General features: G+C 69.0%; 22 protein-coding genes. 9 read left to right on the top strand and 13 right to left on the bottom strand.

Translation table 11 applies throughout. The annotated features are described in order from the left end of the window. Positions 1–54 precede the first annotated feature (54 nt). The 4 genes from ACZ69I_RS00410 to ACZ69I_RS00395 form a co-directional block, all read right to left on the bottom strand. A complete protein-coding gene (locus ACZ69I_RS00410; protein WP_470829800.1) occupies positions 55–912 on the bottom strand; it encodes a fumarylacetoacetate hydrolase family protein in 858 nt (285 codons plus the stop codon). Positions 913–1,094: 182 nt separating this feature from the next. Next, positions 1,095–1,868, bottom strand: coding sequence for a YidC/Oxa1 family membrane protein insertase (locus tag ACZ69I_RS00405; protein WP_470830625.1), 774 nt, complete (start codon positions 1,866–1,868; stop codon positions 1,095–1,097). Positions 1,869–2,086: 218 nt separating this feature from the next. After that, entirely contained in the window at positions 2,087–2,446 is a 360-nt protein-coding gene (locus ACZ69I_RS00400; protein ID WP_470829798.1) for a DUF6412 domain-containing protein, read from the bottom strand. A 71-nt stretch (positions 2,447–2,517) separates the two neighbouring features. After that, positions 2,518–3,048, bottom strand: a complete 531-nt coding sequence (locus ACZ69I_RS00395) for a winged helix-turn-helix transcriptional regulator (protein WP_467669831.1) — start codon at positions 3,046–3,048, stop codon at positions 2,518–2,520. Positions 3,049–3,165: 117 nt separating this feature from the next. Here ACZ69I_RS00395 and ACZ69I_RS00390 point away from each other — a divergent pair, with 117 nt between their 5' ends. Then, complete coding sequence (locus tag ACZ69I_RS00390; RefSeq protein WP_470829795.1) at positions 3,166–4,587, top strand: MFS transporter; 1,422 nt, start codon at positions 3,166–3,168, stop codon at positions 4,585–4,587. Here the strand turns inward: ACZ69I_RS00390 and ACZ69I_RS00385 are convergent. From ACZ69I_RS00385 to ACZ69I_RS00375, 3 genes are read right to left on the bottom strand one after another with little or no spacing between them, the layout of a single operon-like run. After that, positions 4,553–6,106: a sodium:solute symporter family protein gene (locus ACZ69I_RS00385; protein ID WP_470829794.1), complete on the bottom strand. Its 1,554-nt coding sequence runs from the start codon at positions 6,104–6,106 to the stop codon at positions 4,553–4,555. The genes ACZ69I_RS00390 and ACZ69I_RS00385 overlap by 35 nt on opposite strands. Further along, positions 6,103–6,312 (bottom strand): DUF3311 domain-containing protein, encoded by a 210-nt coding sequence (locus ACZ69I_RS00380; protein WP_470829792.1) that lies wholly within the window; start codon positions 6,310–6,312, stop codon positions 6,103–6,105. The genes ACZ69I_RS00385 and ACZ69I_RS00380 overlap by 4 nt, the downstream gene beginning before the upstream one ends. A 41-nt stretch (positions 6,313–6,353) precedes the next feature. Next, on the bottom strand, positions 6,354–7,217 hold the full coding sequence (locus ACZ69I_RS00375; protein ID WP_470829790.1) for a class E sortase: 864 nt from the start codon (positions 7,215–7,217) through the stop codon (positions 6,354–6,356). Positions 7,218–7,452: 235 nt separating this feature from the next. Between ACZ69I_RS00375 and ACZ69I_RS00370 the strand changes: the two genes are divergently transcribed. Both ACZ69I_RS00370 and ACZ69I_RS00365 read left to right on the top strand, forming a co-directional pair. Further along, entirely contained in the window at positions 7,453–8,478 is a 1,026-nt protein-coding gene (locus ACZ69I_RS00370) for an SEC-C domain-containing protein (protein ID WP_470829789.1), read from the top strand. Positions 8,479–8,680: 202 nt separating this feature from the next. After that, positions 8,681–11,824 carry a DEAD/DEAH box helicase gene (locus ACZ69I_RS00365; protein WP_470829788.1) on the top strand — a complete coding sequence of 1,048 codons (3,144 nt, stop codon included), beginning with the start codon at positions 8,681–8,683 and terminating at the stop codon, positions 11,822–11,824. A gap of 4 nt (positions 11,825–11,828) precedes the next feature. On the opposite strand, the gene ACZ69I_RS00360 is transcribed toward ACZ69I_RS00365, so the two are convergent. Next, the gene (locus ACZ69I_RS00360; protein WP_470829787.1) at positions 11,829–12,551 is read right to left on the bottom strand and encodes an ATP-binding protein; all 723 of its coding nucleotides are present in this window, start codon (positions 12,549–12,551) and stop codon (positions 11,829–11,831) included. A gap of 129 nt (positions 12,552–12,680) precedes the next feature. Here ACZ69I_RS00360 and ACZ69I_RS00355 point away from each other — a divergent pair, with 129 nt between their 5' ends. The 5 genes from ACZ69I_RS00355 (at position 12,681) to ACZ69I_RS00335 (ending at position 16,577) form a co-directional block, all read left to right on the top strand. Then, positions 12,681–13,529, top strand: coding sequence for a helix-turn-helix domain-containing protein (locus ACZ69I_RS00355; RefSeq protein ID WP_470829786.1), 849 nt, complete (start codon positions 12,681–12,683; stop codon positions 13,527–13,529). Then, positions 13,526–13,723 carry a DUF397 domain-containing protein gene (locus ACZ69I_RS00350; protein ID WP_470829785.1) on the top strand — a complete coding sequence of 66 codons (198 nt, stop codon included), beginning with the start codon at positions 13,526–13,528 and terminating at the stop codon, positions 13,721–13,723. The genes ACZ69I_RS00355 and ACZ69I_RS00350 overlap by 4 nt, the downstream gene beginning before the upstream one ends. Positions 13,724–14,407: 684 nt before the next feature. Continuing rightward, positions 14,408–15,463 carry an SRA domain-containing endonuclease gene (locus ACZ69I_RS00345; protein WP_470829783.1) on the top strand — a complete coding sequence of 352 codons (1,056 nt, stop codon included), beginning with the start codon at positions 14,408–14,410 and terminating at the stop codon, positions 15,461–15,463. A 159-nt stretch (positions 15,464–15,622) separates the two neighbouring features. Further along, positions 15,623–16,135, top strand: a complete 513-nt coding sequence (locus tag ACZ69I_RS00340; RefSeq protein ID WP_470829781.1) for a nucleoside deaminase — start codon at positions 15,623–15,625, stop codon at positions 16,133–16,135. A gap of 139 nt (positions 16,136–16,274) precedes the next feature. Then, positions 16,275–16,577 (top strand): hypothetical protein, encoded by a 303-nt coding sequence (locus tag ACZ69I_RS00335; protein ID WP_467669863.1) that lies wholly within the window; start codon positions 16,275–16,277, stop codon positions 16,575–16,577. A gap of 24 nt (positions 16,578–16,601) precedes the next feature. Here ACZ69I_RS00335 and ACZ69I_RS00330 read toward each other — a convergent pair whose 3' ends face one another. The 4 genes from ACZ69I_RS00330 to ACZ69I_RS00315 form a co-directional block, all read right to left on the bottom strand. Then, positions 16,602–17,015: a hypothetical protein gene (locus tag ACZ69I_RS00330; protein WP_470829779.1), complete on the bottom strand. Its 414-nt coding sequence runs from the start codon at positions 17,013–17,015 to the stop codon at positions 16,602–16,604. A gap of 58 nt (positions 17,016–17,073) precedes the next feature. Then, the gene (locus tag ACZ69I_RS00325; protein WP_470830624.1) at positions 17,074–18,102 is read right to left on the bottom strand and encodes a GlxA family transcriptional regulator; all 1,029 of its coding nucleotides are present in this window, start codon (positions 18,100–18,102) and stop codon (positions 17,074–17,076) included. A gap of 83 nt (positions 18,103–18,185) precedes the next feature. Further along, positions 18,186–19,667 (bottom strand): MFS transporter, encoded by a 1,482-nt coding sequence (locus ACZ69I_RS00320; RefSeq protein WP_470829778.1) that lies wholly within the window; start codon positions 19,665–19,667, stop codon positions 18,186–18,188. A gap of 197 nt (positions 19,668–19,864) precedes the next feature. Continuing rightward, positions 19,865–21,235, bottom strand: a complete 1,371-nt coding sequence (locus tag ACZ69I_RS00315; RefSeq protein WP_470829776.1) for a DUF445 domain-containing protein — start codon at positions 21,233–21,235, stop codon at positions 19,865–19,867. A gap of 251 nt (positions 21,236–21,486) precedes the next feature. Here ACZ69I_RS00315 and ACZ69I_RS00310 point away from each other — a divergent pair, with 251 nt between their 5' ends. After that, positions 21,487–22,806, top strand: a complete 1,320-nt coding sequence (locus ACZ69I_RS00310; RefSeq protein ID WP_470829775.1) for an SGNH/GDSL hydrolase family protein — start codon at positions 21,487–21,489, stop codon at positions 22,804–22,806. Between the two features lie 64 nt (positions 22,807–22,870). On the opposite strand, the gene ACZ69I_RS00305 is transcribed toward ACZ69I_RS00310, so the two are convergent. Beyond that, a complete protein-coding gene (locus ACZ69I_RS00305; protein ID WP_467669873.1) occupies positions 22,871–23,551 on the bottom strand; it encodes a DUF1707 SHOCT-like domain-containing protein in 681 nt (226 codons plus the stop codon).

The raw sequence follows: 23,551 nt of genomic DNA, 5'->3' as shown, positions 1-23,551 counted from the left end.
ACGCGCAGGCGCCCCCGGCGGACCGGGAACGCCGCGCACCGCCTCGCGGGAGGCTTACGCCCCCTTCAGCTCCTGCCGCTGCCGGCCGAGCCCCCCGATCTCCAGCTCCACCACGTCGCCCGCCCGCAGGTACGGCTTCGGCTCGGGTTGTCCCATCGCCACGCCCGCGGGCGTCCCCGTGTTGATCACGTCGCCCGGATAGAGCGTCATGAACCGGCTCACGTACCGCACCACTTCCGCGACCGGGAAGATCTGGTCGGCGGTCGTGCCGTCCTGCTTCAGCTCGCCGTTGACCCACAGCTTCAGGGAGAGCGCCTGCGGGTCCGCCACCTCGTCGGCGGTGACCAGCCACGGGCCCAGCGGGTTGAACGTCTCGCAGTTCTTGCCCTTGTCCCAGGTGCCGCCCCGCTCGATCTGGAACTCCCGCTCGGAGACGTCGTGCGCCACCGCGTACCCCGCGACGTGCGCGAGCGCCTCCTCGTGCGACTCCAGATAGCGCGCCGTACGCCCGATGACCACGGCGAGCTCGACCTCCCAGTCCGTCTTCACCGAGTCCCGCGGCACCAGGACGGTGTCGTCGGGGCCGACCACCGTGTCGGCCGCCTTGAAGAAGACGACCGGCTCGGCGGGCGGCTCGGCGCCCGTCTCGCGGGCGTGGTCGTGGTAGTTGAGCCCGATGCAGACGACCTTGCCGATCCGCCCGACCGGCGGCCCCACGCGCAGCCCGTCGGCGTCGAGAACGGGCAGGTCACCGGCGTCGGCGGCGGCCCGTATCCGGCCGAGCGCGGCGGCGTCGGCGAGCACTTCGCCGTCGATGTCGGCGACGATGCCCGACAGGTCACGGAGGGTGCCGTCGGCGTCGAGGAGCGCCGGTCGCTCCGCCCCTGCCGTACCGACTCGCAGCAGCTTCATGGTCAGACTCCATTCTCGGTAGCCCGGCAATGGGGTCTCCCCAGCCGAGGTGGTTCGAGGCAGGGGACGGGTTACGGCCTCGGAGGTGTGGTTTGGCCGATCGTCCAAGTTCGCCGTCCGGTCCGCAATACCCCGTTCACGTACTGGACCTTTACCGGGCGGTAGCCGAGACCTCCGCGACCTCAGACAGCGGCGGCCAGCGCCCCGGCGCTGCCCGGCATGTCCCGGTACAGCACCGCCCGCTCGACCGCGCTCCACGTCGTGCTGGTCACCACGTACAGCGCGGCGGCCAGCGGCACCACGGCCACCGTGAACAGAGTCATGAACGACATCAGCGGCATGACCTTCGTGATCGCGCCCATGCCCGGCACCTGCTGGTCACCGGCGCCCGGCCCGGCCTGCGGCAGCGGGTTGGCCGCCATCTGGAGCTTGGTGCGCCGGTAGTTGAAGGTGGCGACCACGGCGACGATCGCGAAGAGCGCCAGGTAGACCACGCCCTGCGCGCCGAATACCCCGCCGTCGGCCAGCGCGTCCTTCCAGCGGCCGCCGAGCGGCGCGGCGAAGAGGGTGTGGTCGAGCAGGGTGTTCGCGTCGCCGCCGATGCTGGAGTTGGAGAAGAGGTGGTACAGCAGGAAGAACGCGGGCAGCTGGAACAGGCTGGGCAGGCACCCGGAGAGCGGCGACACCTTCTCCTTGCGGTGCAGTTCCAGGACGGCCTTCTGCAACTTCTCCGGGTTCTTGCCGTGCTTCTTGCGGAGCTCCGCGATCTGCGGCGAGAGCTTGGCGCGGGCCCGCTGCCCGCGGGCCGACGCACGCGACAAGGGGTGCACGAGGAGACGTACGCAGGCGGTGAACAGCACGATCGCGGCGGCGGTCGCCGAGCCGTGGAAGAGCGGGTCGAGCAGGTCGGCGAGGTGCTCGACCAGGCCGGCGAACACGGACATGAAGCTGGACATGAAGCTGGACATGGAGTAGCCCTCCGAGGGACTCGTCGTGCCGAGGGAACCGGGGAACCGGTGATTCCGCGGGAGATGGCGACGGGATACGTCGCGTCGGCGTGACGAGCCGCGAAGGGGCGCGGCAGTGGTGGTGCTGCTGGGTGAGGTGGCAGTGGTGGTGAGGTGGCCGTGGTGGTGAGCCGGCCGTGGCCTGCCGGTGCTGCTGCCTCGCGCCCCTACGCGGTCGTCGGGAGGGCGCGTCCGGGTGCTCGGGGGCGCCTGCGGCCCTTGGCGTCGGGATCGCGTTGCGGCAGGAAGGCGGTGCGCATCTCGCGGTCGCGGATGGCCGTGCGCACTCTGGTGCGGGGCACGGCAGGCGCGCAGCGCGCGGCGAGCACGGAGCAGACGGCGAGCGCGGAGCCCGCCGCGGCGGTCGCGGCGAGCGCGACGGCGGCGGTGAGGCTGCCGGTGTCGACGAGGACGACCTCGACGAGGAGGAACAGCAGGAGCAGGGCGGGACGTGCGGCGGCCTTTCCGCCACGGATCGCGTTGCGCAGCGTTCCGCGCAGGTCGGCGACTCCGTGCGTCTCGGCCATGTCCACCCTCCCCCACATCCCGTATCGGTCGTACTGCCGTTATGTCGTACTGCCGTTATGTCGTAATGCCGTTATACAGGATCGACTTCGACGACCTGAAGGAGCCTGCGGGGACGCGCGAGGGCGCGGCTGACCGGATCTTTCGGGTCCGGATCGAGCCCGGGGCCCGGCAGCATCTCGATGTCCGGGACCGGAACGAGGGTCCCGCAGGCCGGGCAGTTCCCGACCGCCCCCAGCTCCGTACCGCACGCGGCATGGCGGAAGACGCGGCACGCCTCGCCGTCGGTGAAGTGGTCGCGCCCCCAGGCACTGAGCGCGCACAGGGCGGGCCAGAGTTCGAGGCCGCGCTCCGTGACGACGTACTCGTGGCGGGACGGGGAGCTCGCGCAGGACCGCTTCTCCAGCACTCCGGCGCCGGTGAGCGTCTGGAGGCGCTGGGCCAGGACGGCGCGCGGGATGCCGAGGTGGACGAGGAAGTCGTTGTAGCGCCGCACTCCGTAGATCGCGTCGCGGACGACGAGGAAGGTCCAGCGCTCCCCGACGATCTCGAGCGCGCGGGCGACCGAGCACTGCTGCGAGACGTAGTCCTTGCCGAGAGCCATGCGTCCACCTTAATCCTTTTCCCCACCGAAGGTTCAATCAATGAACTTCGACTGCTACGGTGATCCGCACCCGCGCAGTTCATTCACTGAACCTAGGACCCCAGGAGAGGCAGACCCATGCCCCGCCCGACCCCCGCACCGCCGCCCCCGACGAGCGCGCCCCCACGCGGCACCCCTCGCACCCACCGCACCCCGCGCGCCCCCCACCGCCCCGCCGCGACCCTGGCCGTCACCAGCTCCGCCACCGCCGTGGCCCTGATGACGTACACCGCGCCCGCCGTGATCCTGCCCGACACCGCGGCCTCCCTCGGCACCTCGCTCTCCGCCCAGGCCTGGCTGCTCAACGGCACCCCGCTCGGCCTCGCCGCGTTCCTGCTGGTCGCCGGCAGCCTCGCCGACGACCACGGCCGCCGACGGATCTTCCTCGCCGGGACCGTCGGGCTCGGCCTCACCACGGCGCTCGGCGCCCTCGCCACCTCCACCTGGCTGTTCACGCTGGCCCGCGTGGCGCAGGGTGCGGCCAGCGCGGCGATCCTCGCGACCAGCCTCGGCCTGCTCGTGCAGGCCTTCCCCGCGGGTCACGGGCGGGTCAGGGCGACCGGGATCTGGGGCGCGTGCGTGAGCGCCGGGATCGCCGTCGGCCCGCTCATCGCGGGCGGCATCGCGACGGCCGACTGGCGCTGGGCCTACGCCGTCATGGGCCTGGCCTCCCTCGCCGTCGCCGCCTTCGTCCCGCGTACGTTGACGGAGTCCCGCGCCCCGCGCGGCGGCCGCCCCGACCTGGCGGGCGCCCTCACGCTCGGCCTCGCGCTCATCGCGCTGGTCGCCGCGCTCACGCTGGGCCGCGACGGCTGGCTCCGTGCGCCGGTGGGCGCGCTGCTCGTCGCCGCCGTGCTGCTCACCGCGGCGTTCGTCCTCGTCGAACGGCGGGCGGCCGCGCCGCTGCTCGACCTCGGCCTGCTGCGCCGCCCGCCGTTCCTCGCGGCCACCGCGGGCGCCCTGTTCACCGGCTTCTCCGTGATCGCGCTGCTCAGCTATCTGCCGACGCTGCTCCAGCACACCCTCGGCCTGTCCGCCATGAACGCCGCCTGGCTGATCTTCCTCTGGTCCGGCGTCTCGTTCGCCGTGGCCCTGCAGGCCAGGCGCCTGGTCGGCCGGGTCTCCGCGCGCCACCAGCTGGTCGTGGGCTTCGCCCTGCACGCCGTCGCCGTCCTGACCATGCTGGGCGCGGCGTCCGCGGGCTCCTGGCTCCGCCTGCTGCCCGGACTCGTCGTCTCCGGCGCGGGCAGCGGCCTGCTCAACGCCGCGCTCCCGCTCCTCGCGGTCGAGTCCGTACCGGCCGAGCGCGCCGCGATGGGCTCGGGCGCCAACAACACGGCGCGCTACATCGGTTCGGCCGCGGGGGTCGCGCTGATGATCGCGGTGTCCACGTCCTCCGGCGACCTGGGGCGCGGCACGGACGTGGCCGTGCTCGTCTCGGCGGGCCTCGCCGTTCTCGCCGCGGTCAGCGTGCTGTTCCTGAAGGAGCGGCGGAGCTGAGCTCATCCCCGTCCGGCCCGTCGAGGGGATCGAGGGGATCGAGGGGATCGCTCGCGAGGACCTCCTCGTCAGGCCGGGGGTCGGGGCGGTCGGCCGGGCCCACATACGTGACGGCGAGCGCCACGGCCAGGTTGAGGGCGAGCGCGACGATGCCCGCGTTGACCCCCGCGACGGGGTCGTGGTCACTGAAGACGAGTGCGCACACCAGCCCGACGCCCACGACGAGCCCGCTCAGCGCCCCGGCGAGGGTCAGCCTCCGCCACACGAGGCCGAGCAGCAGGATCGGTACGAGCTGCGCCATCCCCTCGTACGAGATGAGGGAGAGCCGTACGAGGGTGTTCGGCGCCCCGTACGTCATCGCGAGCGCGAGGCCTCCCGCGACGACGACCACGCCCTGCGAGGCGAGCTTCTGCCGCTGCGGGGTGCGCCAACGGGGCAGCAGCGACAGCACGCTGCTGCCCCACATGGTCCCGATGACCAGCATGAAGACGGCCATCGGCACGATGGAGGAGAGCGCGGCCGCGACCCCGATGACGCCGACGGCCCACGCGGGCAGCGAATCCACCACCAGCTCGAAGAGCGCGAGGTTGGACTCGGCGCCGACGAGCCCCGGCACGACGAAGACCGCGGCCATGCCGAGCAGCATGGGCACGAAGAGCAGCACGTTGTAGGCGGGCAGCCAGATGGCGTTGCGCCGCAGCCCGTCCGCGCTGCGCGCGCCCAGATATCCGGCGACGGTGGTCGGGAAGATCACCACGGTCACCGCGTTGAGCAGCGACGTCGTGGCGAACCACGCCTCCCCGTAGGGGCTGCCGCCGCTGCCCGGCAGCGTGAGCCAGTCGCTCTTCTCGCGCACGATCCGGTCGAGGAACTCCCCGTACCCGTCGAAGTAGTGCAGGGGTACGTAGACGGCGAGGAACGCGAGGGTCCCGACCACGAGCACGTCCTTGAGCACGGAGACCCAGGCGCTCCCGCGCAGACCGCTCACCACCACGAACCCGGTGGTGACGGCGAAGCCGATGAAATAGGCCCAGTTGAGGCTGATGGCACCATAGGAAATGGTCGAGACGACGACGCCCATGCCGGTGATCTGCAACTGGATGTAGGGCAGCAGGAAGACGGTGACGAGCAGCGCGACGCCCGCGCCGAGCCAGGGCCGCCCGTACCGGTGGGCGACCATGTCCGAGATGCTGACGAGCCCGTGGCGCCGGGCGTAGGCCCAGAGCATGGGCCCGACGACGTACCCCACGGCGTAACCGCAGGACATGTAGGCGACGACGTAGAGGACGGGAGCCCCGTAGTTGTACCCCCAGCCCGCGGCCCCCAGATAGCTGAAACTGGTGTAGCCCTCGCCCGCCATGAGCACCCAGATGAACACGGCGCCGAGGCTGCGCCCGCCCACCGACCACTCGGCGATCCCGCCCTGCTTGCCGCGCCCGCGCACGGCGGCGAGGCCGAGGGCGACGGTCCCCACCATGAAGACGCCGAAGACGGCGCTGGCGACGGCTCCGTCACTCATGACGCCGCACGCTCCGTCCTCCTGCGGTCCCCCCGGTGGGCCAGCCACACGCAGAGCGGCGTGAGCAGCGTCGCCCCCAACAGCCAGAAGAACAGGAAGGGCAGCCCGAGGACGACGGGCCGCACGCGGTTGGCGAACGGCAGGGCCCCGAGATACAGCACGAAGGGGCCGAGCAGCCAGAGGAGATGGGGACGTCGAGCGATCACGAGGCCTGACCCTATCCGGGGCCCGGGGCGCAGCCCGCTGCCTAACGCGGCCGCATGGCGCGCAGCTTGCCCCACACGACGAGCCGGTACTTGGAGGTGTACTCCGGGGTGCAGGTGGTGAGCGTGACGTAGTACCCGGGCTCGCGGTACCCGTACCCCGCGCGCACCTCGCTGCGCGGCACCGCACGGATCACGCCGCTGTCGCGTGCGGAGGTCCGCGCCAGCGTCCTGTCGACGACGTACGTATAGGTGGCCTGCGCGGTCTCGACGGTGACCTCGTCCCCACGCCGCAGCCGGTCGATGTGCCGGAACGGCTCCCCGTGGGTGTTGCGGTGCCCGGCGAGCGCGAAGTTCCCGGCCCGGCCGGGCTGGGCGGTACGGGGATAGTGGCCGGCGTACCCCTGATTGAGCACGGCCTCTTTGCTCACGCCCTCGGCGACGGGGACGCGGATGCCGATGCGGGGGATGCGGAGGACGGCGTAGGCCTGGTCCCACCGGGGGGTGGGGGGAGGGCTGTCGGTTCCACCGCTCCCTGTACGGGGGCGACCGTTGCCCGGGGGCGGGTGTGCGGGGCGGCCGCGGCCCGCTCCCTCGGCACGAGAACCGGACCCGGCCCCCGCGCCCGCCCCGGCCCCGGAACCGGAGGCCCCACCCGTACCCCCTCCCCACTCCTCCTCCAGAGCCTGGACCTTGCGCTCGGCGGCGGCGCGGGCCTGGCGGTTGGTCCACCACAGCTGATGGGCGACGAGCAGGAGGAGGACGAGGCCGAGGGTGACGGCGAGCTCGGCGGTGCACCATAGGGCGCGGGCGATGGGGGCGGGGCGGTGGGCGGCGGGGCGGTGAGTGCGGCGCCGGGTGCGGCGCCGGGTGCGGCCGTGCTGGACCACCGGAACCCGCTCGCGCACGAGGCCTCCTCCTAGAGCTTGCCGGACTTGCCTGGCTTGAGGGGTGGCCGGGGTGGCCGGGCACCCCGGCTTGCCGACCACCCGGGCTCCTCGAACCGCTCCATCCGCTCCATCCGCTCAGGCTCCCCGGCCGCCGGGAGGATAGGCGTTGCTCCGCCAACAATCCATGGCCGGGCGAGGCGGCAGCCGCACCGCCCCTCCTGCTGGAGGCCCCCTCGGCAGTACCGTGTCCCGTATGCGCCCCGACAAGCCTGCTGCTGCCGACCACGTCGACGTCGACCACATCGCCGAAGCCGCGCGCCTGGAACGCACGGCCGGCCTGTACCCGGAGGACGCCGAACAGCTCCTCCTCCAAGCCGCGGCCCACCTCGAACTCGCCGGCGCCCGCGACCGGGCGACGACGCTCTACGACCGCCTGCTCTCCGCGGAGACGCCCGCGGGCTCCCCGCTCCTCATCCGCGCCCTGAAGGCCTCGAACCTCTGGGAGTACGGGCACGAGGCGGAGGCGAGGGCGATCATCGACGGCGTGCGCGCGGCGGCGCCGCGGGACCCGGCGCCGTGGGTGATCGTGGCGGAGTCCCTGGAGTCGCACGACGAGCTGGAGCAGGCGCACGAGACGTTCACGGAGGCGGCGACGCTGCTGCTTCCGGCGCCGACGCCGGAGCCCCCGTACGCGATGCACCCGCTGCTCTTCGGCCGCCACCGCGTGCGCCGCCTCCTGGGCGCGGACCACGACGAGTGGGACGCCCTGGCGGACCGGATCTCGACGGCGCCCGTCCCCCTGGACGAACTCCACGACCCCAAGCGGGTGTGGTCCCTCGGCTCGGAGAACCCGGCGGAGCTGCGCGCGGAAATCGCCCGCATCCAGGCGGAGTTGGGCTCGTACCGCGAGGCGCTGTCCCGCCCGTTCCCGGTGGCGGTGCTGCACTGGCCCGCGGCGGAACTGACGGAACTCCTGTCGGCGTACCCGGCCCTGTCCTCGGAGTACCCGTCGCACGAGGCACACCTGTCGACCATAGAGTCGTCCCTCCGCGAACTCGCCGCCTCCGGCACCCCGAACCTGGGCATCGTCACGGGCACGGTCCCGTCCTACGAGGCCTTCGCGGCATCGGAGGCATCCTCCCCGGAGGACCCGTCACTCCTCCCCCAGTACGCGACGACGCTGGCGGCGCGGGGGCGGGCGGTGGCTTGGCCGCCGGAGCGGGGGGCTGGGTGTTGGTGTGGGTCTGGGCGGGTTTATGGGGAGTGTCACGGGGGGTGACAGCAGCCTGTGTTGACGCGTAGGTGGCCGCTGCGGATGCCGTCCATCTGACTTAGCCACCGAGGCTAACTCCCGCCCCCTTCAGGCCGATTGCGGCTGCGTTTTCGATCCTGAGCACTCTGCGCGTTACCGCTGCGCTACGGTCACCAACAGCAGGCTGACCTGGCATGTCTGCAACCGCAGTTACGGGGAGATCTACGGCATGACTGATGTGGGAGACGACAGACAGCCAGCCTCTGGGTTGTACGAGCAGCTCATTACTCTGAGGCTCGAGGACCGTTTGAAGGTACTCGAATTGGGCGATCGACGTGCCATCGATGGCGTGATCGGCTCCGAGTCGGTCCCACACGTCCTCGCCCGACATGTGGCTGAGACCGTACGTCGTACCCTTCAGAACCTGCCCGAGGCCGAACGGGTGCATGCCGCCAACCACATCCTGGAATCCGTCGGCACCCTGGCTGGAGCCCGCGAATGGGTCGATCTCGTAGCAGAAGGCCCACGCCACCTTCTCGCTATCGCCGAACCGGAGGCCAAGGGCGTTTACGCGATTCGCCCCGCCACGCCGCTTTCCGAGACCGCGCTGATCACCAACTCGCCCGAAGATCCAAGTCTGGGCTTCGAGTTGCGTGCTGAGATCGCCACAGCAGACCGCATCGACCTCCTGTGTGCCTTTGTGAAGTGGCACGGCATCCGCGTCCTTGAGCAATCACTCCATGCCGCCCGTGACCGCGGAGTTCCCATCCGCGTCATCACCACCACCTACATCGGGGCTACGGAACGGCAAGCACTCGACCGCCTGGTCAGCGAATTCAACGCCGAAGTCAAAGTCAACTACGAGCTGCGCTCAACCCGACTGCATGCCAAGGCATGGCTCTTCCGCCGCAACAGTGGATACGACACGGCCTACGTAGGCAGCTCCAACCTCTCCAAGGCTGCACTTCTTGACGGTCTCGAGTGGAACGTCCGCATGTCTTCAGTAGCTACGCCTGCTGTCCTACGGAAGTTTGAGGCCACGTTCGATTCTTACTGGAGCGAGCCCGCATTCGAGATGTATCACCCCGAGAATGATGCAGACCGGTTGGACGGGGCGCTCGCTCAAGCGAGTGGGCGCACTCATGGATCTGGAAGGAACACCATCACACTCTCCGGCCTTGAAGTCACCGCCTACCCGCACCAGAAGGACATGCTGGAGCGCCTGGAAGTTGAACGCTCGGTGCGTGGCCGCCATCGCAACCTCCTAGTTGCCGCAACCGGAACCGGTAAGACCGTGATGGCCGCACTCGACTATAAGCAGCTGCGCCGCCGTGCGGGACGCGATCTACGACTTCTCTTTGTCGCGCACCGCAAAGAAATCTTGGACCAGTCGCTGCGAACGTATCAAGGCGTACTGAATGACGCGAACTTTGGTGAGCTCTTCTATAGTGGCGAGATCCCCCGAGACTGGACGCATGTGTTCGCGAGCGTCCAGTCCCTCAATTCCCGAACCCTGGACAAGCTCTCCCCTGACCACTTCGACGTCATCGTCATCGATGAGTTTCACCACGGAACGTCTCCCACCTACCGAAAGATCGTTGATCACTTCACGCCTGGTGAGCTGCTCGGCCTGACAGCGACTCCCGAGCGCATGGATGGCTATAACATCCAGGATGAGTTCTTCGACGGAAACATCGCTGCTGAGATGCGGCTCTGGGAAGCTCTGGAGAACGACCTGCTCAGCCCGTTCCACTACTTCGGGATCAGCGATAACACTGACTTGAGCTCAGTAGAGTGGAAGCGCGGTTACTACGACTCGGCCGCCCTCAGCAATGTCTTGACTGGTAATGACATGCGGGCCCGTCTCGTGGTGAAGGCAGTCAAGGAGAAGATTGCCTCGCCAAGCTCCATGCGCGCCCTCGGGTTCTGCGTCTCCGTCCCGCACGCGCACTTCATGGCTCGATACTTCCGAGCGGCTGGGATCAGCGCAGTGGCACTCTCGGGCGAAAGTCACCGCGCCGAGCGCGAGCAAGCTCTCATCGACTTGAAACTCGGTAAGATTCAGGTGATCTTCTCGGTCGACCTCTTTAACGAGGGCCTCGATATCCCTGATGTCGACACCTTGCTCTTGCTCCGCCCCACGGCGAGCGCCACCGTGTTCCTACAGCAGTTGGGGCGCGGCCTACGCCGAACCGAAAACAAGGCCGTTCTCACGGTGCTCGACTTCATTGGACAACACCGTAAAGAGTTTCGCTTCGAGAACCAGTTTCGAGCCCTGACGAATCTCACCAGGAAACGCCTACTCGACAACCTGAGTAACGACTTCCCCATGCTTCCTTCGGGCTGCCAAATCATCTTGGAAGCAAAGGCCAAACAGGCCATCATTAAGAACATCAAGGAACAGCTCAACGTCAACGTAACAGCGCTTGCCCGTGAAGTTGCTGTCTACGCCGAGCCCCGCCTCGCTCCTTACCTGGAGGAAAGTGGCCGCGAGCTCAAGGAGCTTTACCGCGGAGGCAACGGCAACTCGTGGACTAGCCTGCTCCGCCGCGCCAAGCTACTCCCCGGATCCACGCCCGAAGGCGAATCGGAGCTGCTGAAGCGCATCCCGTCCTTCCTCCACGTGGACGACCTCGAGCGCATCGAGATGTACCAGCGGCTTCTGGCCGATGACACTCCCTCGTATGACTCCTTGACTCCGACCGAGCAGGGCTACGCCCGCATGCTGTTCTTCAACTTCTGGGACCAGGGCGGTGGTTACGCCTCGTACCAGGAGGGACTGACCGCGTTGCGCGCCCACAAGGCGGTTCGTGAAGAACTCCACCAGGTCCTCGACTACTGCCTTGCTACCGCGGAGCACTTTCCCCTCTCACTAGAAGGCCCGCACAGTGGCCTCCCCATGAAGATCCACAGCTCTTACAACCGGTCAGAGGTCCTTGCGGCCCTCGGAGTGGCCCGTCTCGGAGGGCAGATGCCGCGGTCCTTCGCGCAGGGAGTCGTTGAAGCCAAGGAGATCAACTCTGATGCTCTCCTGATCACGCTGGAGAAGGACGAGAAGGACTTCTCGCCCACGGTCCGGTACAAGGACTATGCGATGAGTCCGACCAGGTTCCACTGGGAGTCACAGGGCAAAACCGACGAGGACTCGACGACAGGGCGCAGATACCGCGAGCACGTCCAACGCGGGAGCCACATCCTGCTCTTCGTGCGCCGATACAAGAACACTGACATCGGTGGCGCCGAGCCGTGGATGCTCCTCGGGCCTGCCCGCTACGTATCCCACGAAGGAAGCAAGCCCATGGCGATCACGTGGGAACTCGAGCACGAAATGCCGGCCGACGTATGGACGTACTCGGCAATCGCCTCAACCTAACGCCTTAGAACGGGGGGCCGGTTGACTCGTCAATTTGGCTCTCAACCTCGAAGTGCATCTGGGCTCGATCCAGCGCCTCATCGGGGTCACAACCATGCGCCCGGAGCCAGTGCAGGAGGTCGGCGATCAGATCGATCGCCGCCTCCTCCGCGACTGCCACGCTGACCCGCCCTGGTAGGCCATGGCCTCTTCGAATTTCAGAGAGCGGCCAGCGGTCCGACACTCGCCCTACCGCCGGTTCCCCATGGGACCCCTCGAAGGCGTCCCCCTCAATCGCCAACTCACACCAGACGGTCTTTGAGTCACCACAGAGAATGACGCCCCAGCGCTGCTGTGACATCGCATCGACGACGGCCATCCCTCGCCCCGACTCCCCATCAGCGCTCGGGTCAAGGAGCGTAGGGAGTGCCCGGGCGTCTGAGTCACGCACTTCGATCCGGAGGCAGGCGTCCCGCATGATCACGGTGAGGGATGCAGCAGTACCTACACCGACATGACGCACCACGTTCGCCACCAACTCCGTCAGACACACCTGAGCCGCTTCAATCAGATCCGGCAGCCCCCACAGGGTGAGGTGAAGCCGCATGGCCCGCCGCAGCGCCGCCACTTCGCGCGGATCAGCCAGGAAGTGCTGCACCCAAGGGTCCCGCCGGGAACGCTCACTCGCGTAGATCATCGCTACCCACTTCCCGCACACCGCGTACATCGCAGCGTGATCGAGGATCACTCTCAGTAAGAGAGTCCCAGTGCGCATCCCTTCATGCAACGTGCACGAAGGGATTCCCTCTAAGGAGTGATTGGCCTGCCGCGCGACTTCCGATGGGATGGGACTTCCGCTACATCACCGGGAGTTGACATGGCTGGATCTCCAACTGCACGCCGCCGTCGCTTGGCTATCGAGCTCAAGAAGCTCCGCGAGGAGCACGGCTTCACCTGCAGCCACGTGGGAAGCGAACTGGACTGGAGCAGCTCCAAGGTCAACCGCATGGAAACGGGCCAAGGACGCGTTCAACCCTCCGACGTGGACGCGCTGTGTCGCTTCTACGGAACGCCCGACGAGCTGTGCAGCCTCCTCAAGTCCCTGGCCAAGGAGTCGAAGACCAAGGGCTGGTGGCACGCCCACGGTGATGCGGTGCCGTCATGGTTCTCCGTGTACGTCGGCCTGGAGCAGGCGGCCTCCGGACTACGGAGCTATCACAGCGAGTTCATCCCTGGGCTCCTCCAGACGCCCGCCTACGCAGCGGAGCTGTGCCGCGCCTGGGCCGACCACTCCGCCGACGACATCCAGCGCATGGTCGATGTCCGCATGCGCCGCCAGAACCTTCTGACGAGTGACAGCGCACCTGACCTCTGGACCGTCGTGCACCAGAGCACCCTGATGCACGTGGTGGGCAGTCGAGAGGTCATGGCTCGCCAGCTCGAACGTATGCTGGAATTGGCAGGGTTGAGGGCCGTGACGATTCAGGTCCTGCCGTTTGATGCAGGCGCTTACCCCACTACAGGGTCGTTCACGATCCTCGGTTTCCCCGAGCAAGAGGACCCGGACGTGGTGTACCGCGAGGGGCTAACAGACTCCGTCTACCTCGAGGACCCCAAAGACGTGGACCTCTATGGGAAGGCGTTCGACCACCTGCGTGCGCTTGCTCTGAGCCCGCAGCGGTCTGAATTGCTGATCAAGAGAATCCTGGAGGAGCACTCCCGATGATGATGGATCCAAGTGTGCTGTGGCGCCGCAGTAGTTACAGCAACGGCATGGGAGGAGAGTGCGTCGAGGTCGGTGTGGGGAGCGCCGTCGTTGCTGTACGGGATTCCAAAGACCCTCATGGTCCGCAAGTCGCCACGAGCGCCCACGCTTGGCAGATATTTGTGACGGCCATACAGTCATCGACCAACGGTTAGTTGACTGGCTGGTTGGGGTCGCGAATGATCGCCCCCGCCCGCTCAAGGAACACGGAGTGAGCCCCGGTCATCTCTCGGTTTGCGCTTTCCCACCGCGCCCACTCTGGACTCTGCCGTCTGGGGGCGGCAACGCCGTCTCCCTGCGCCCGCCTGAGAGCTTGAGTCGCTTCGATCGTATGGAACGCAAGAACATGCGCTAGACGGACGACCTCTTCCGGTCCCCATAGCGCGATTTGTCTCGTGCACGACTGCAAGGCAAGGTTACGCTCCGCCAGTTCATCGCGTATCTCGTTGGTTAGCCGCCCACCGGCGTGTATTCCCGGCGCCGCTCGCGCCAAGGTGTCCTCGACCGCAGATTGGGCATCGAGTAGCCGCCCATAAGCCTGCTGCCGTTGGCCTCGTACCCATTGAAGGTGCTCGGAGACAGCCTGGCCCTCGACTTGTAGTCGTGCAGCTTCAACTGCGCTGCTGCCACCGATCTTCGCCCCCCGCACAGCCAAGACCCCGCCGGCGATCGCGCCAGCAACGGCTCCTGCCAAACCGACGACACCCGCTAGTACTGCGGCTACTCCCTGATCCATACCTTCATCGTCCCTCAGTCAAAGAGGGCTGCCAAAGAACGTGACTGTACGTCTTGTTGGCCTGGCCGTTCCGGCTCCGGGTGGGCGGACTAGCCTCTACGTCATGATGCCGTCCGCCCCTGTGATCGAGCCCGGGGAGATCCGTACGCGTGCGGAGATCCGTGAAGTACTAGGTGGTAGCCCCCAAGGCGGGATATGCCCATCAGAGGCCAAGAAGACTGTCGTCCTCTTCTCAGACATCGAGGCCGGTCAGTCATATGGTTACCGGGACGGATGGCTGGCGGAGGAAGACGACCTTGGCCCCGTCTTCATGTACACCGGCGCGGGTGCGCGAGGCGACCAAACCTTTGGAGGCCTCTACGGCAAGGGCAACTCCGCGGTGCTGGACCACGCTGCACGCGGACGCACCCTCCACCTGTTCATCGCTGAGGGAAGAGTTCCGGGCTCCGGCACCCGGACGCATCGCTACGTAGGCGCATTCAGAGTCGACGAACGCGAGCCCTACGAGTTGCGTCAGGCCCCGGATGAAGACCAGACAGACCGAAGCGTCATCGTTTTCCGTTTGCGCCCGATCGGTCCGGTTTTTCGCTCCGAAGATCACACGCTCCCCAAGGCGAGAGCAACGAGACCCATCTTCTTTCGCGCGAGGGAAGCAACTCGGCTAGCAAGGGCACAACGTAGACAGCGAAATCAGCAGCGCAGCCTCTCACCAGAGGATGCCGTCGCGCTACGGCGCGACGAGTTGAGCGAGAGTTACGAGAGCCGACTGGCTGCAGTTGGGCACTCGGTCGGCCATTTGCAGGTGGAGGTAAAGGATAAGACATCTACCCTCATAAGCGATCTCTACGACGAAAGCGACAACACTCTCTACGAAACGGCGGGGAGCACATCGCGTGAGGCGATAAGAAGCGCACTGGCGCAGCTCTTGGATCTCAGCAGGTACCTCCGCACGATGGAGCACGACCAGCCGCTTCGACTCATGGTCCTCTCCCCCGAGCTCCCCGACGCAGACATACGAGCGCTCCTCGAAGAGCACGATGTCGGAGTCATTTACCGCGACGAGACCGGAGGGTTCTCCGAGTTTCAGGGCACCGGACGCAGCTCTGGTCGCACCGGATCGCCCTTTCCCTGTGCCACATGCCCGGCCTTGCGTAGTTAGCGCAGTCTGCTGTCGTGCCCGCTACTGACCCGCACCCCTGGGCCGTCCTGCCGACGATCTCGCTCCCTGGTGTGACGACGGCTTCGAGCGGTTACGAGGTGAGCTGAACGGGCCGTACAGCGACGCGGCCCTGTCGGCCCACAGCTGAGGGAGACTCCGTTGCCGTACGCCCCGGAACACGACCAGGACCGCACCTTCCTGGACCAAGCCATCGCCCTCTCCCGCCACGCCCTCGACCCCGGTACCAAGAAGCCCTTCGGTGCCCTCGTCGTTCTGGGTGGGGAAGTCGTGGGGAGTGGGAGCAACTCCGTTGTCGAGTCGTGTGATCCGACCGCGCATGCCGAAATCGTCGCCCTGCGGGACGCGGGGCGGCGGCTCGGGACGTATGTGATGGAGGGCGGCACCCTGTACTCCAGCTGTGAGCCCTGTCCCATGTGTCTCACCGCCTGCTACTGGGCGGGGATCTCCCGGCTCGTGTACGCCGCGACCAGTCGGGACGCCGCCCTCAACGGGCACGAGGACCTGCGGTTCTATCGGGAGCTCGCCCTGCCGAACGGGGAGCGGCGCATGCTGGACGAGGTGGCCGTCGGCGGGGAGACGCGCGGCGTGGCCGTCGGCGTGCTGGAGGAGTGGGGCAGCGCCCAGCCGGGCCCCGTGGAGCCGAAGCTGTGAGCCCGGCGGACAGGCCGCGGTCGCCGCACGTTAGCCTCGGGCCAAAGAACACAACTTGGACGTATTGACGTCACAGGACGTCCAGGGCGTCCAGCGCATCCAGCGCGTCCAGCGCGGCTTACCGAGAGGCGGAGCGAACATGGCGAGGATTCCGACGGCGGCAGTGGCTGCGAGTGGGCTCATCGGTGGGTACACCACCGCCCGCCTCACCAAGAAGCGTCCCCTCGGCGGCGTCGTGCTCGCCGCCGCCGGGGCCGTGGCCGCGCGGCAGTGGCGGGAGGCCGCCGGGGCGAAGACCGCCGTCGCGCTCACCACCGCGTACGTCGCCGGGTTCGCCGGGTCGCATCCCCTGGCCAAGAAGGTCGGCGCCTGGCCCGCCGTCCTCGGTGTGGCCGGCGGCGTCGCGGCGGCCTCCTGGGCTCTCGCGGATCGTCGCGCCTGAGGGGGCGGCAGGCCTCGGGGCCCGTCAGCTCTCCGGCGTCCTGAAGTTCCGTGCCACTGCCGCCGCCACCAGCACCCCCACCGCTCCCACCAACGTGAAGAACGCCCACGCCACCGGCCACGCGTCCGCGTCCAGCGTGGGGTGCGTCGAGAAGGACGCGTACAGGAGTGCTGACGGCGGGGCCGCGACCACCAGGAGGGTCCAGGCCAGGCGGTCCCTGATGCCGAAGTAGGACGCCAGGGCCAGCAGGGACAGGGTGAGGAGCACCGCACCCGTCGCCGTCACCGGTGACGTCTCGTCGACCGAACCCGCGGTCTCCGCGCGGTTGCGGAGGTCCCAGGGCAGGCACACCACGTAGGCCGCCCCCGCCAGGGCCGCGCCCAGGAAGCGGGTCGCGTACCTCGGGAGCGGCCTCGCCTGCCGGAGAGGTATCAGCATCGCGTTCATGTGTACGACGATGCCGGGCGGGCCGGGAGGCCGGACAGAGTACGCGTACTCATTCCGTCCGTGAGTTCGAAGAACCGGTACTGGCCGACACCTCAGCGGAGACCGCACCGGACGCCTCACTCGGCCCACCTCTGAACGCCGCACCCGACGCCTCACCCGATGCACCCCTGAACGTCGCCCTGTACGCCCCCGGCGACACCCCCACCCCCGCCACGAAGTGCTGCCTCAGCGACGCCGCCGTGCCGAAGCCCGCCTCCGTCGCCACCCGGTCCACCGTGTGGTCCGTGGATTCGAGGAGCTCCCGTGCCCGCTCCACCCTGCGCCGCGTCAGCCACTGCATCGGCGTCAGGGCCGTCTCCTCGCGGAAGCGGCGGCTGAACGTGCGGACGCTCATCGACGCCCGGTCGGCCAGGTCCCGCAGCGTCAGGGGGCCGTCCAGGTGCTCCTCCGCCCAGGCGCGCGCCGCGCTCGTCGACGTCGACTCCCGCACGGGAACCGGGCGTTGGATGTACTGGGCCTGGCCGCCCTCCCGGTGCGGCGGCACCACCGTGCGGCGTGCCACGTCCGCCGCCACCGCCGCGCCGTGGTCCTCGCGGATCATGTGCAGGCACAGGTCCACCCCCGCCGCCTCCCCCGCGGAGGTCAGGATGCGGCCCTCGTCGACGTACAGGACGTCGGGGTCGACGGTCACGGAAGGGAACGTACGGGCGAACAGGTCCGTCGACAGCCAGTGCGTCGTCGCCCTGCGGCCGTCCAGGAGGCCCGCCGCCGCAAGGACGAACGCTCCCGTGCAGATCGAGGCGATACGGGTGTCGGCGGGCACCGACGCGAGCGCCCCGGCCAGCCGCTCCGGCAGGGCGTCCGGGGCCAGTGACTCGTCCTCCTCGTGCGAGGCGGGGATCATCACCGTGTCCGCCCAGGTCAGCGCCTCGGGGCCGTACGGGGCTCCGATCGGGAAGTCCGCGTCCGTACGGAGCTGGCCGGGGCCATCCACCGCGCACGTCCGCACCTCGTACAGCCGCTCCCCCGACGGTCCGCGCGCGCCGCCGAACAACTGGTGCACCAGGCCCAGTTCCATCGGCAGCACGCCGTGCCGTACGAGCACCGCCACCCCGTGTGTTCGCTTCACTGTTCGTGTCCGCACTCCCCCATTGCACACCCTCACTCAGGGGAAGCCGAAGCAGAGGAAGCCGAAGCAGGAGCAGACGACAGCGGCGTCGCGATGTCCTCCAGCGAGCGGCCCTCCGCCTTCACCGCCAGCGCCGCCGCCACCAGACCCGCCGCACACATCAGCCCCGCGCCGATCCGGAAGGCCAGCACTGTGTCCCCGACCACGCCCGACTCCGTCAGCTTCGCGAACATGAGCGGGCCGCTGATGCCGCCCGCCGCCGTACCGACCGCGTAGAAGAAGGCGATCGCCATGGCGCGGGTCTCCATCGGGAAGATCTCGGAGACCGTCAGGTACGCGCTGCTCGCGCCCGCCGACGCGAAGAACAGGACCACGCACCAGCAGGCCGTCAGCGTCGCCGCGCTCAGCGAACCCCGGCCGAAGAGCCAGGCGGTGGCGAAGAGCAGGACGCCCGACACGAGGTACGTGGAGGAGATCATGATGCGGCGGCCCACCGTGTCGAAGAGCTTGCCGAGGAGGAGCGGGCCGAGGAAGTTGCCCGCGGCGATGACGGCGAAGTAGTAGCCCGTACTGCCCGACGGGACGTCGAAGAACGTCGTCAGGATCGCGCCGAAGCCGAACGTGATCGCGTTGTAGAGGAACGCCTGGCCGATGAAGAGGGACAGGCCGAGGACCGCGCGCTTGGGGTAGTCGCGGAAGACCGTCCTGGCGATGAGGCCGAAGCCGATGCTCTTGCGCTGGTGGATGGTGATCTCGCGGTCGGGGCGCGGCAGACGCTCGCCCTTCTCCTCCTCGATCTCCCGCTCCACCGACGCGACGAGGGCGTCCGCCTCCTCGCCGCGGCCGTGGATGAACTGCCAGCGCGGGCTCTCCGGGACATGGCGGCGTACGAGGAGGATCACCAGGCCGAGGACGACGCCGAGGGCGAAGGTGAGCCGCCAGCCGATGTCCTTGGGGAAGATGCCGGTGTTGAGCATGAGGACCGAGAGCAGCGAGCCGCCGATCGCGCCCAGCCAGTAGCTGCCGTTGATGATCAGGTCGACGCGGCCGCGGTACTTGGACGGGATCAGTTCGTCGATCGCCGAGTTGATGGCCGCGTACTCCCCGCCGATGCCGAAGCCGGTCAGGAAGCGGAAGAGGAAGAACCACCAGGCGTCGAAGGAGAACGCCGTCAGGGCGGTGGCGGACAGGTACACCACGAGGGTGACCATGAACAGCTTTTTCCGGCCGTACTTGTCGGTGAGCCAGCCGAAGAAGAGCGCCCCGGCGCAGGCTCCCGCCACGTAGAGGGCGGCCGCGATGCCGGTGACCTGGGCCGAGGAGATGGCCAGGCCGCTGCCCTCCTCGGAGAGGCGGCTCGCGATGTTGCCGACGGTGGTGACTTCCAGGCCGTCCAGGATCCAGACGGTGCCGAGGCCGATGACGATCATCCAGTGCCAGCGGGACCAGGGCAGCCGGTCGAGGCGGGCGGGCACGGCCGTGGTGACGGTCGACGTGTCGTGGGCTGCGGTCATGACACCTCCCGGGAGCCCCGTGGCTCTTCCCGGGGGCTCCTCCAGAGTGCCCGGCAAACGCGGTCTCACGCGCGGCGAGGAGGGCCGTGCGGCCGTCGTACGCGCGGCGGGCAGGGCCGGACAGCCGTCGTACCCGCGGCGCGCCGCCCCAGCCGGTACGCCGACCCGCCCCGCCCCCGCCCCGCGCCCTCAGCCCCCTATGCCCCGAGCAGCCGCGACACCGTATAGATCGCAAGCCCCGCCAGCGAGCCCACCACCGTGCCGTTGATCCGGATGAACTGCAGGTCACGGCCGATGTGCGCCTCGATCTTCTTCGAGGTGTGCTCCGCGTCCCAGCCCGCGACCGTGTCCGTGATGAGCGAGGTGATCTCGTCGCGGTACGTCGTCACGACGTACACCGCCGCGCCCTCCACCCAGCCGTCAACCTTCCGCTGCAGCCGGCCGTCCTTCGCCATCCGGCTGCCGAGCGACAGGAGCGAAGCCCGCACGCGCAGGCGCAGTTCGCTGCGCTCGTCCTCGGCGGCGGCCACGATCATGGCGCGTACGGCCGACCAGGTGGAGGCGATGAGGTCCTGGACCTCGTCGCGCCCGAGGACCTCCCGCTTCAGCCGCTCCACGCGTTCGCGCGTGTCCGTGTCGGACTGCAGGTCCGCGGCGAAGTCCGCGAGGAAGCGGTCGACGGCGCCGCGCGCGGGGTGCCCGGGCATGTCCCGCATCTCGGTGACGAAGCGGAGCAGTTCCTTGTAGACCCGCTCGCCGACCCGCTTGTCGACGAAGCGCGGGGTCCAGCCGGGGGCGCCGCCCTGCACCGCGTCCATCACGGAGTCGGCGTGCTCGACCAGCCAGTCGTGGGCGCGGACGCAGACCAGGTCGACGACCCGCTTGTGGCCGCCGTCCGCGACCACCTTCTCCAGCATCTTGCCCATGCCGGGGGCGATCTCCTGGGCGTCGGCGCGGCGCGTGATGGCCTCGCCGACGACGGCCTGCACGTCGGAGTCGCGCAGCACGGTGAGGGCGCCGCGCAGCGCCGTGGCGAGCTCGGCGGTCACCCGGTCGGCGTGCGCGGGCTCGGCGAGCCAGGTGCCGAGGCGCTTGCCGATGCCGACGGCGTGCAGGCGGCCCCGTACGACGTCGGCCGAGAGGAAGTTCTCCCCCACGAAGTCGCCGAGGGAGGCGCCCAGCTGGTCCTTCTTGTTCGGGATGATCGCGGTGTGCGGGATGGGCAGGCCGAGGGGGTGGCGGAAGAGCGCCGTGACCGCGAACCAGTCGGCGAGCGCGCCGACCATGCCCGCCTCGGCGGCCGCGGCGACGTACCCGGCCCAGGGGCCCGCGCCGGAGTGCTGCGCCCACTTCGCCAGTACGTAGACGACGGCGACCAGGACGAGCAGCCCGGTCGCCGTGGTCTTCATCCGGCGGACGCCGCGCCGCTTCTCCTCGTCGGCGGGGCTGTAGGTGAATCCGCCCCCTCCTCCGGCGAGGCCGCCCCCTCCGGTGAGGCCACCCCCTCGGGTGAAGCCGCCCCCTCCGGTGGCCGATTCAGACGCTTCCTCCGCGTTTGTGCGTTTCACTCACTCCACCTGGCCCGTTCGCTTCGTCCTCGTCCGCATGATGTCCTCGCCGTGCCACGTCTCGTGTCCCGATTGTCCCCGTGCGGTGTGGCGTACGCCCCTTCCTGACCGACTCCTGGAACGGACGACAAGTTCCCGGCGTCTCACAGGACGGAGGGGGGCAGTGTCGGCCGCCTCACGGCCCATGCCGCATCATGGGGTGATCACACCGGAGCCTCGGGGCTCCCCCTGCCCGAGGAGAAAGAGCCCGCATGACCAAGCGACACGGTTATGCCCTTCTCGCCGCGGTCATCGCGGTCATAGTGGTGATTTCCGCCGCCATATACGTCGGCGTCGCGACCGACGACGGCTCGCAGGACACCATCAGCGCCGGTGCGCGCAACTCCCGCAACTCCGCCGATCCCGCCTCCTCCGGCAGCTGGGTCGGCTCCTGGTCCGCCTCCCCCGCGGGGGCCGAACCGGGCACGGAGCGGAAGGGGTTCGCCGGCCGCTCCCTGCGCAACGTGGTGCACACCAGCGTCGGCGGCACCAGCGCCCGCATCACCCTCTCCAACCTGTACGGGCGTACGCCGCTGAGCGTCACGCACGCCTCCATCGCCCTGGCCTCCGCGACGAACAACCCGGCCGCCGCGGCCGGCACGCTGCGCAGGCTCACCTTCGGCGGCAACACCTCGGTGGTGATCCCGCCGGGGCAGCAGGTGATGAGCGACGCCGCCCGGCTGCGCGTCCCGCACGACTCGGACCTGCTGGTCACCACGTACTCCCCGACCCCGTCGGGCCCGGTGACCTACCACCCGCACGCACGCCAGATCAGCTACGTCGCCGACGGTGACCGCACCGAGGACCAGCTGGGTGACGCGTACACCGAGCAGAGCCCGTACTGGCGCTACCTCACCGCGGTGGACGTGCTCAGCAACGAGACCGAGGGCACCGTCGTCGTCTTCGGCGACTCCATCACCGACGGCATCTCGTCCACGATGGGCGCCAACCGGCGCTGGACCGACGTCCTCGCCGACCGGCTGCGCGACGAGGCGGGCGCGCCCCACTACGGCGTCGTGAACCAGGGCATCAGCGGCAACCGCATCCTCTCCGACGGCCGGGGCAGCCCCGCGGTCAACCCGAGCGGCCTCTCCCGCTTCGACCGCGACGTCCTCGACCGCACCGGCGTCAAGGCCGTCGTGATAGCCCTCGGCGTCAACGACATCCTGCGCAACCCGCACCAGAACAACCCCGACCGCATCATCGAGGGCCTGCGCGAGCTGACCCGCCAGGCACACACCCGCGGCCTGCGCGTCGTCGGCGCGACGCTGATGCCGTTCGGCGGCCACCGGGGCTACGAGCCCACCCTGGAGAACGTCCGCCAGGCCGTGAACGCGCAGATCCGCTCGGGCAGCGTCTTCGACGAGTTCGTGGACTTCGACCGCGCCCTGCAGGACCCGTACGACCCGCGCAAGCTGCGCGGCCAGTACGACTCGGGCGACCACCTGCACCCGTCCGACGCGGGCTACCGCCGGATGGCGGAGACGTTCAACCCCTCGCACCTGAGGGGCTCGGCGGCCGCCGCCCTCTGAGAGCCTGCCACCGGCCCCTCGCGCCACCCGCGTCCGCGCCCCTCACGAGGCGCGGACGCCCGGCTCAGTCCCGCTGATCGCGGCGTTCGAGCCGCTCCCTGCGCCGCTCCTCCTTCAGGCGCAGCCGCTCCATCCTGCGGATCTTGCGCTCCACCCCGACGCCGCCCATCAGGGCGAAGCCCTTGACGACGACGCGGGGCGAGCCGGGCGTGCCCTCGCCCGTCGCCTTGTCGTCGAAGCCGCCCATGATGCCGATCCCCTTGACCAGGACGGTCATGTCCGGCGGCACGGTGACCTGCAAGCCGCCCATGATCGTGAAGCAGCGGATCTCGACGTCCCGCTCGGTGAACCGCGCCTCGCGCAGGTCGATCTCCCCGCCGCCCCACATCGCGAACCCGTTGAACCGCCGGCCGACCACCCAGCCGCCCTTGCGGTTGAACCCGCTCCAGAAGGCGAAACCCAGGGTGGAGGACGGCTCGCCGCTCACCATCCGCTCGCTCCAGTCGATGGCGGCCGGGTCGTCGCTCACCTGCCGCTTCACCATGGACACCTTGGTGCCGTGCGACGGGAGGTCGCGGGTGAGGGGCGCCAGCTCTCCGTACGTGCGCGCCTTGTACGTCGCGTCGAGGCGCTCCTCGAACTCCGACATGTCCAGGCGCCCCTCGGCCAGCGCGTCCCGGAGCTGCTCGGCGACCTGCTCGCGGTCGCTGTCCGAAGCCCGCAGATCAGGAAGTTCGTCACTCAT

The organism is Streptomyces sp. NPDC036815, from assembly GCF_055609205.1.
This window is presented reverse-complemented; position numbering and strand designations above follow the sequence as displayed.

What these genes read in the sequence shown, in the direction of transcription:
- ACZ69I_RS00390 (WP_470829795.1), top strand. Translation starts at nt 3,166, where the DNA reads ATGCCCCGCCCGACCCCCGCACCGCCGCCCCCGACGAGCGCGCCCCCA.
- ACZ69I_RS00320 (WP_470829778.1), bottom strand. Translation starts at nt 19,667, where the DNA reads ATGACCGCAGCCCACGACACGTCGACCGTCACCACGGCCGTGCCCGCC.
- ACZ69I_RS00385 (WP_470829794.1), bottom strand. Translation starts at nt 6,106, where the DNA reads ATGAGTGACGGAGCCGTCGCCAGCGCCGTCTTCGGCGTCTTCATGGTG.
- ACZ69I_RS00335 (WP_467669863.1), top strand. Translation starts at nt 16,275, where the DNA reads ATGGCGAGGATTCCGACGGCGGCAGTGGCTGCGAGTGGGCTCATCGGT.
- ACZ69I_RS00410 (WP_470829800.1), bottom strand. Translation starts at nt 912, where the DNA reads ATGAAGCTGCTGCGAGTCGGTACGGCAGGGGCGGAGCGACCGGCGCTC.
- ACZ69I_RS00370 (WP_470829789.1), top strand. Translation starts at nt 7,453, where the DNA reads ATGCGCCCCGACAAGCCTGCTGCTGCCGACCACGTCGACGTCGACCAC.
- ACZ69I_RS00395 (WP_467669831.1), bottom strand. Translation starts at nt 3,048, where the DNA reads ATGGCTCTCGGCAAGGACTACGTCTCGCAGCAGTGCTCGGTCGCCCGC.
- ACZ69I_RS00345 (WP_470829783.1), top strand. Translation starts at nt 14,408, where the DNA reads ATGATGCCGTCCGCCCCTGTGATCGAGCCCGGGGAGATCCGTACGCGT.
- ACZ69I_RS00310 (WP_470829775.1), top strand. Translation starts at nt 21,487, where the DNA reads ATGACCAAGCGACACGGTTATGCCCTTCTCGCCGCGGTCATCGCGGTC.
- ACZ69I_RS00405 (WP_470830625.1), bottom strand. Translation starts at nt 1,868, where the DNA reads ATGTCCAGCTTCATGTCCGTGTTCGCCGGCCTGGTCGAGCACCTCGCC.
- ACZ69I_RS00400 (WP_470829798.1), bottom strand. Translation starts at nt 2,446, where the DNA reads ATGGCCGAGACGCACGGAGTCGCCGACCTGCGCGGAACGCTGCGCAAC.
- ACZ69I_RS00365 (WP_470829788.1), top strand. Translation starts at nt 8,681, where the DNA reads ATGACTGATGTGGGAGACGACAGACAGCCAGCCTCTGGGTTGTACGAG.
- ACZ69I_RS00325 (WP_470830624.1), bottom strand. Translation starts at nt 18,102, where the DNA reads ATGGAACTGGGCCTGGTGCACCAGTTGTTCGGCGGCGCGCGCGGACCG.
- ACZ69I_RS00355 (WP_470829786.1), top strand. Translation starts at nt 12,681, where the DNA reads ATGGCTGGATCTCCAACTGCACGCCGCCGTCGCTTGGCTATCGAGCTC.
- ACZ69I_RS00305 (WP_467669873.1), bottom strand. Translation starts at nt 23,551, where the DNA reads ATGAGTGACGAACTTCCTGATCTGCGGGCTTCGGACAGCGACCGCGAG.
- ACZ69I_RS00350 (WP_470829785.1), top strand. Translation starts at nt 13,526, where the DNA reads ATGATGATGGATCCAAGTGTGCTGTGGCGCCGCAGTAGTTACAGCAAC.
- ACZ69I_RS00330 (WP_470829779.1), bottom strand. Translation starts at nt 17,015, where the DNA reads ATGCTGATACCTCTCCGGCAGGCGAGGCCGCTCCCGAGGTACGCGACC.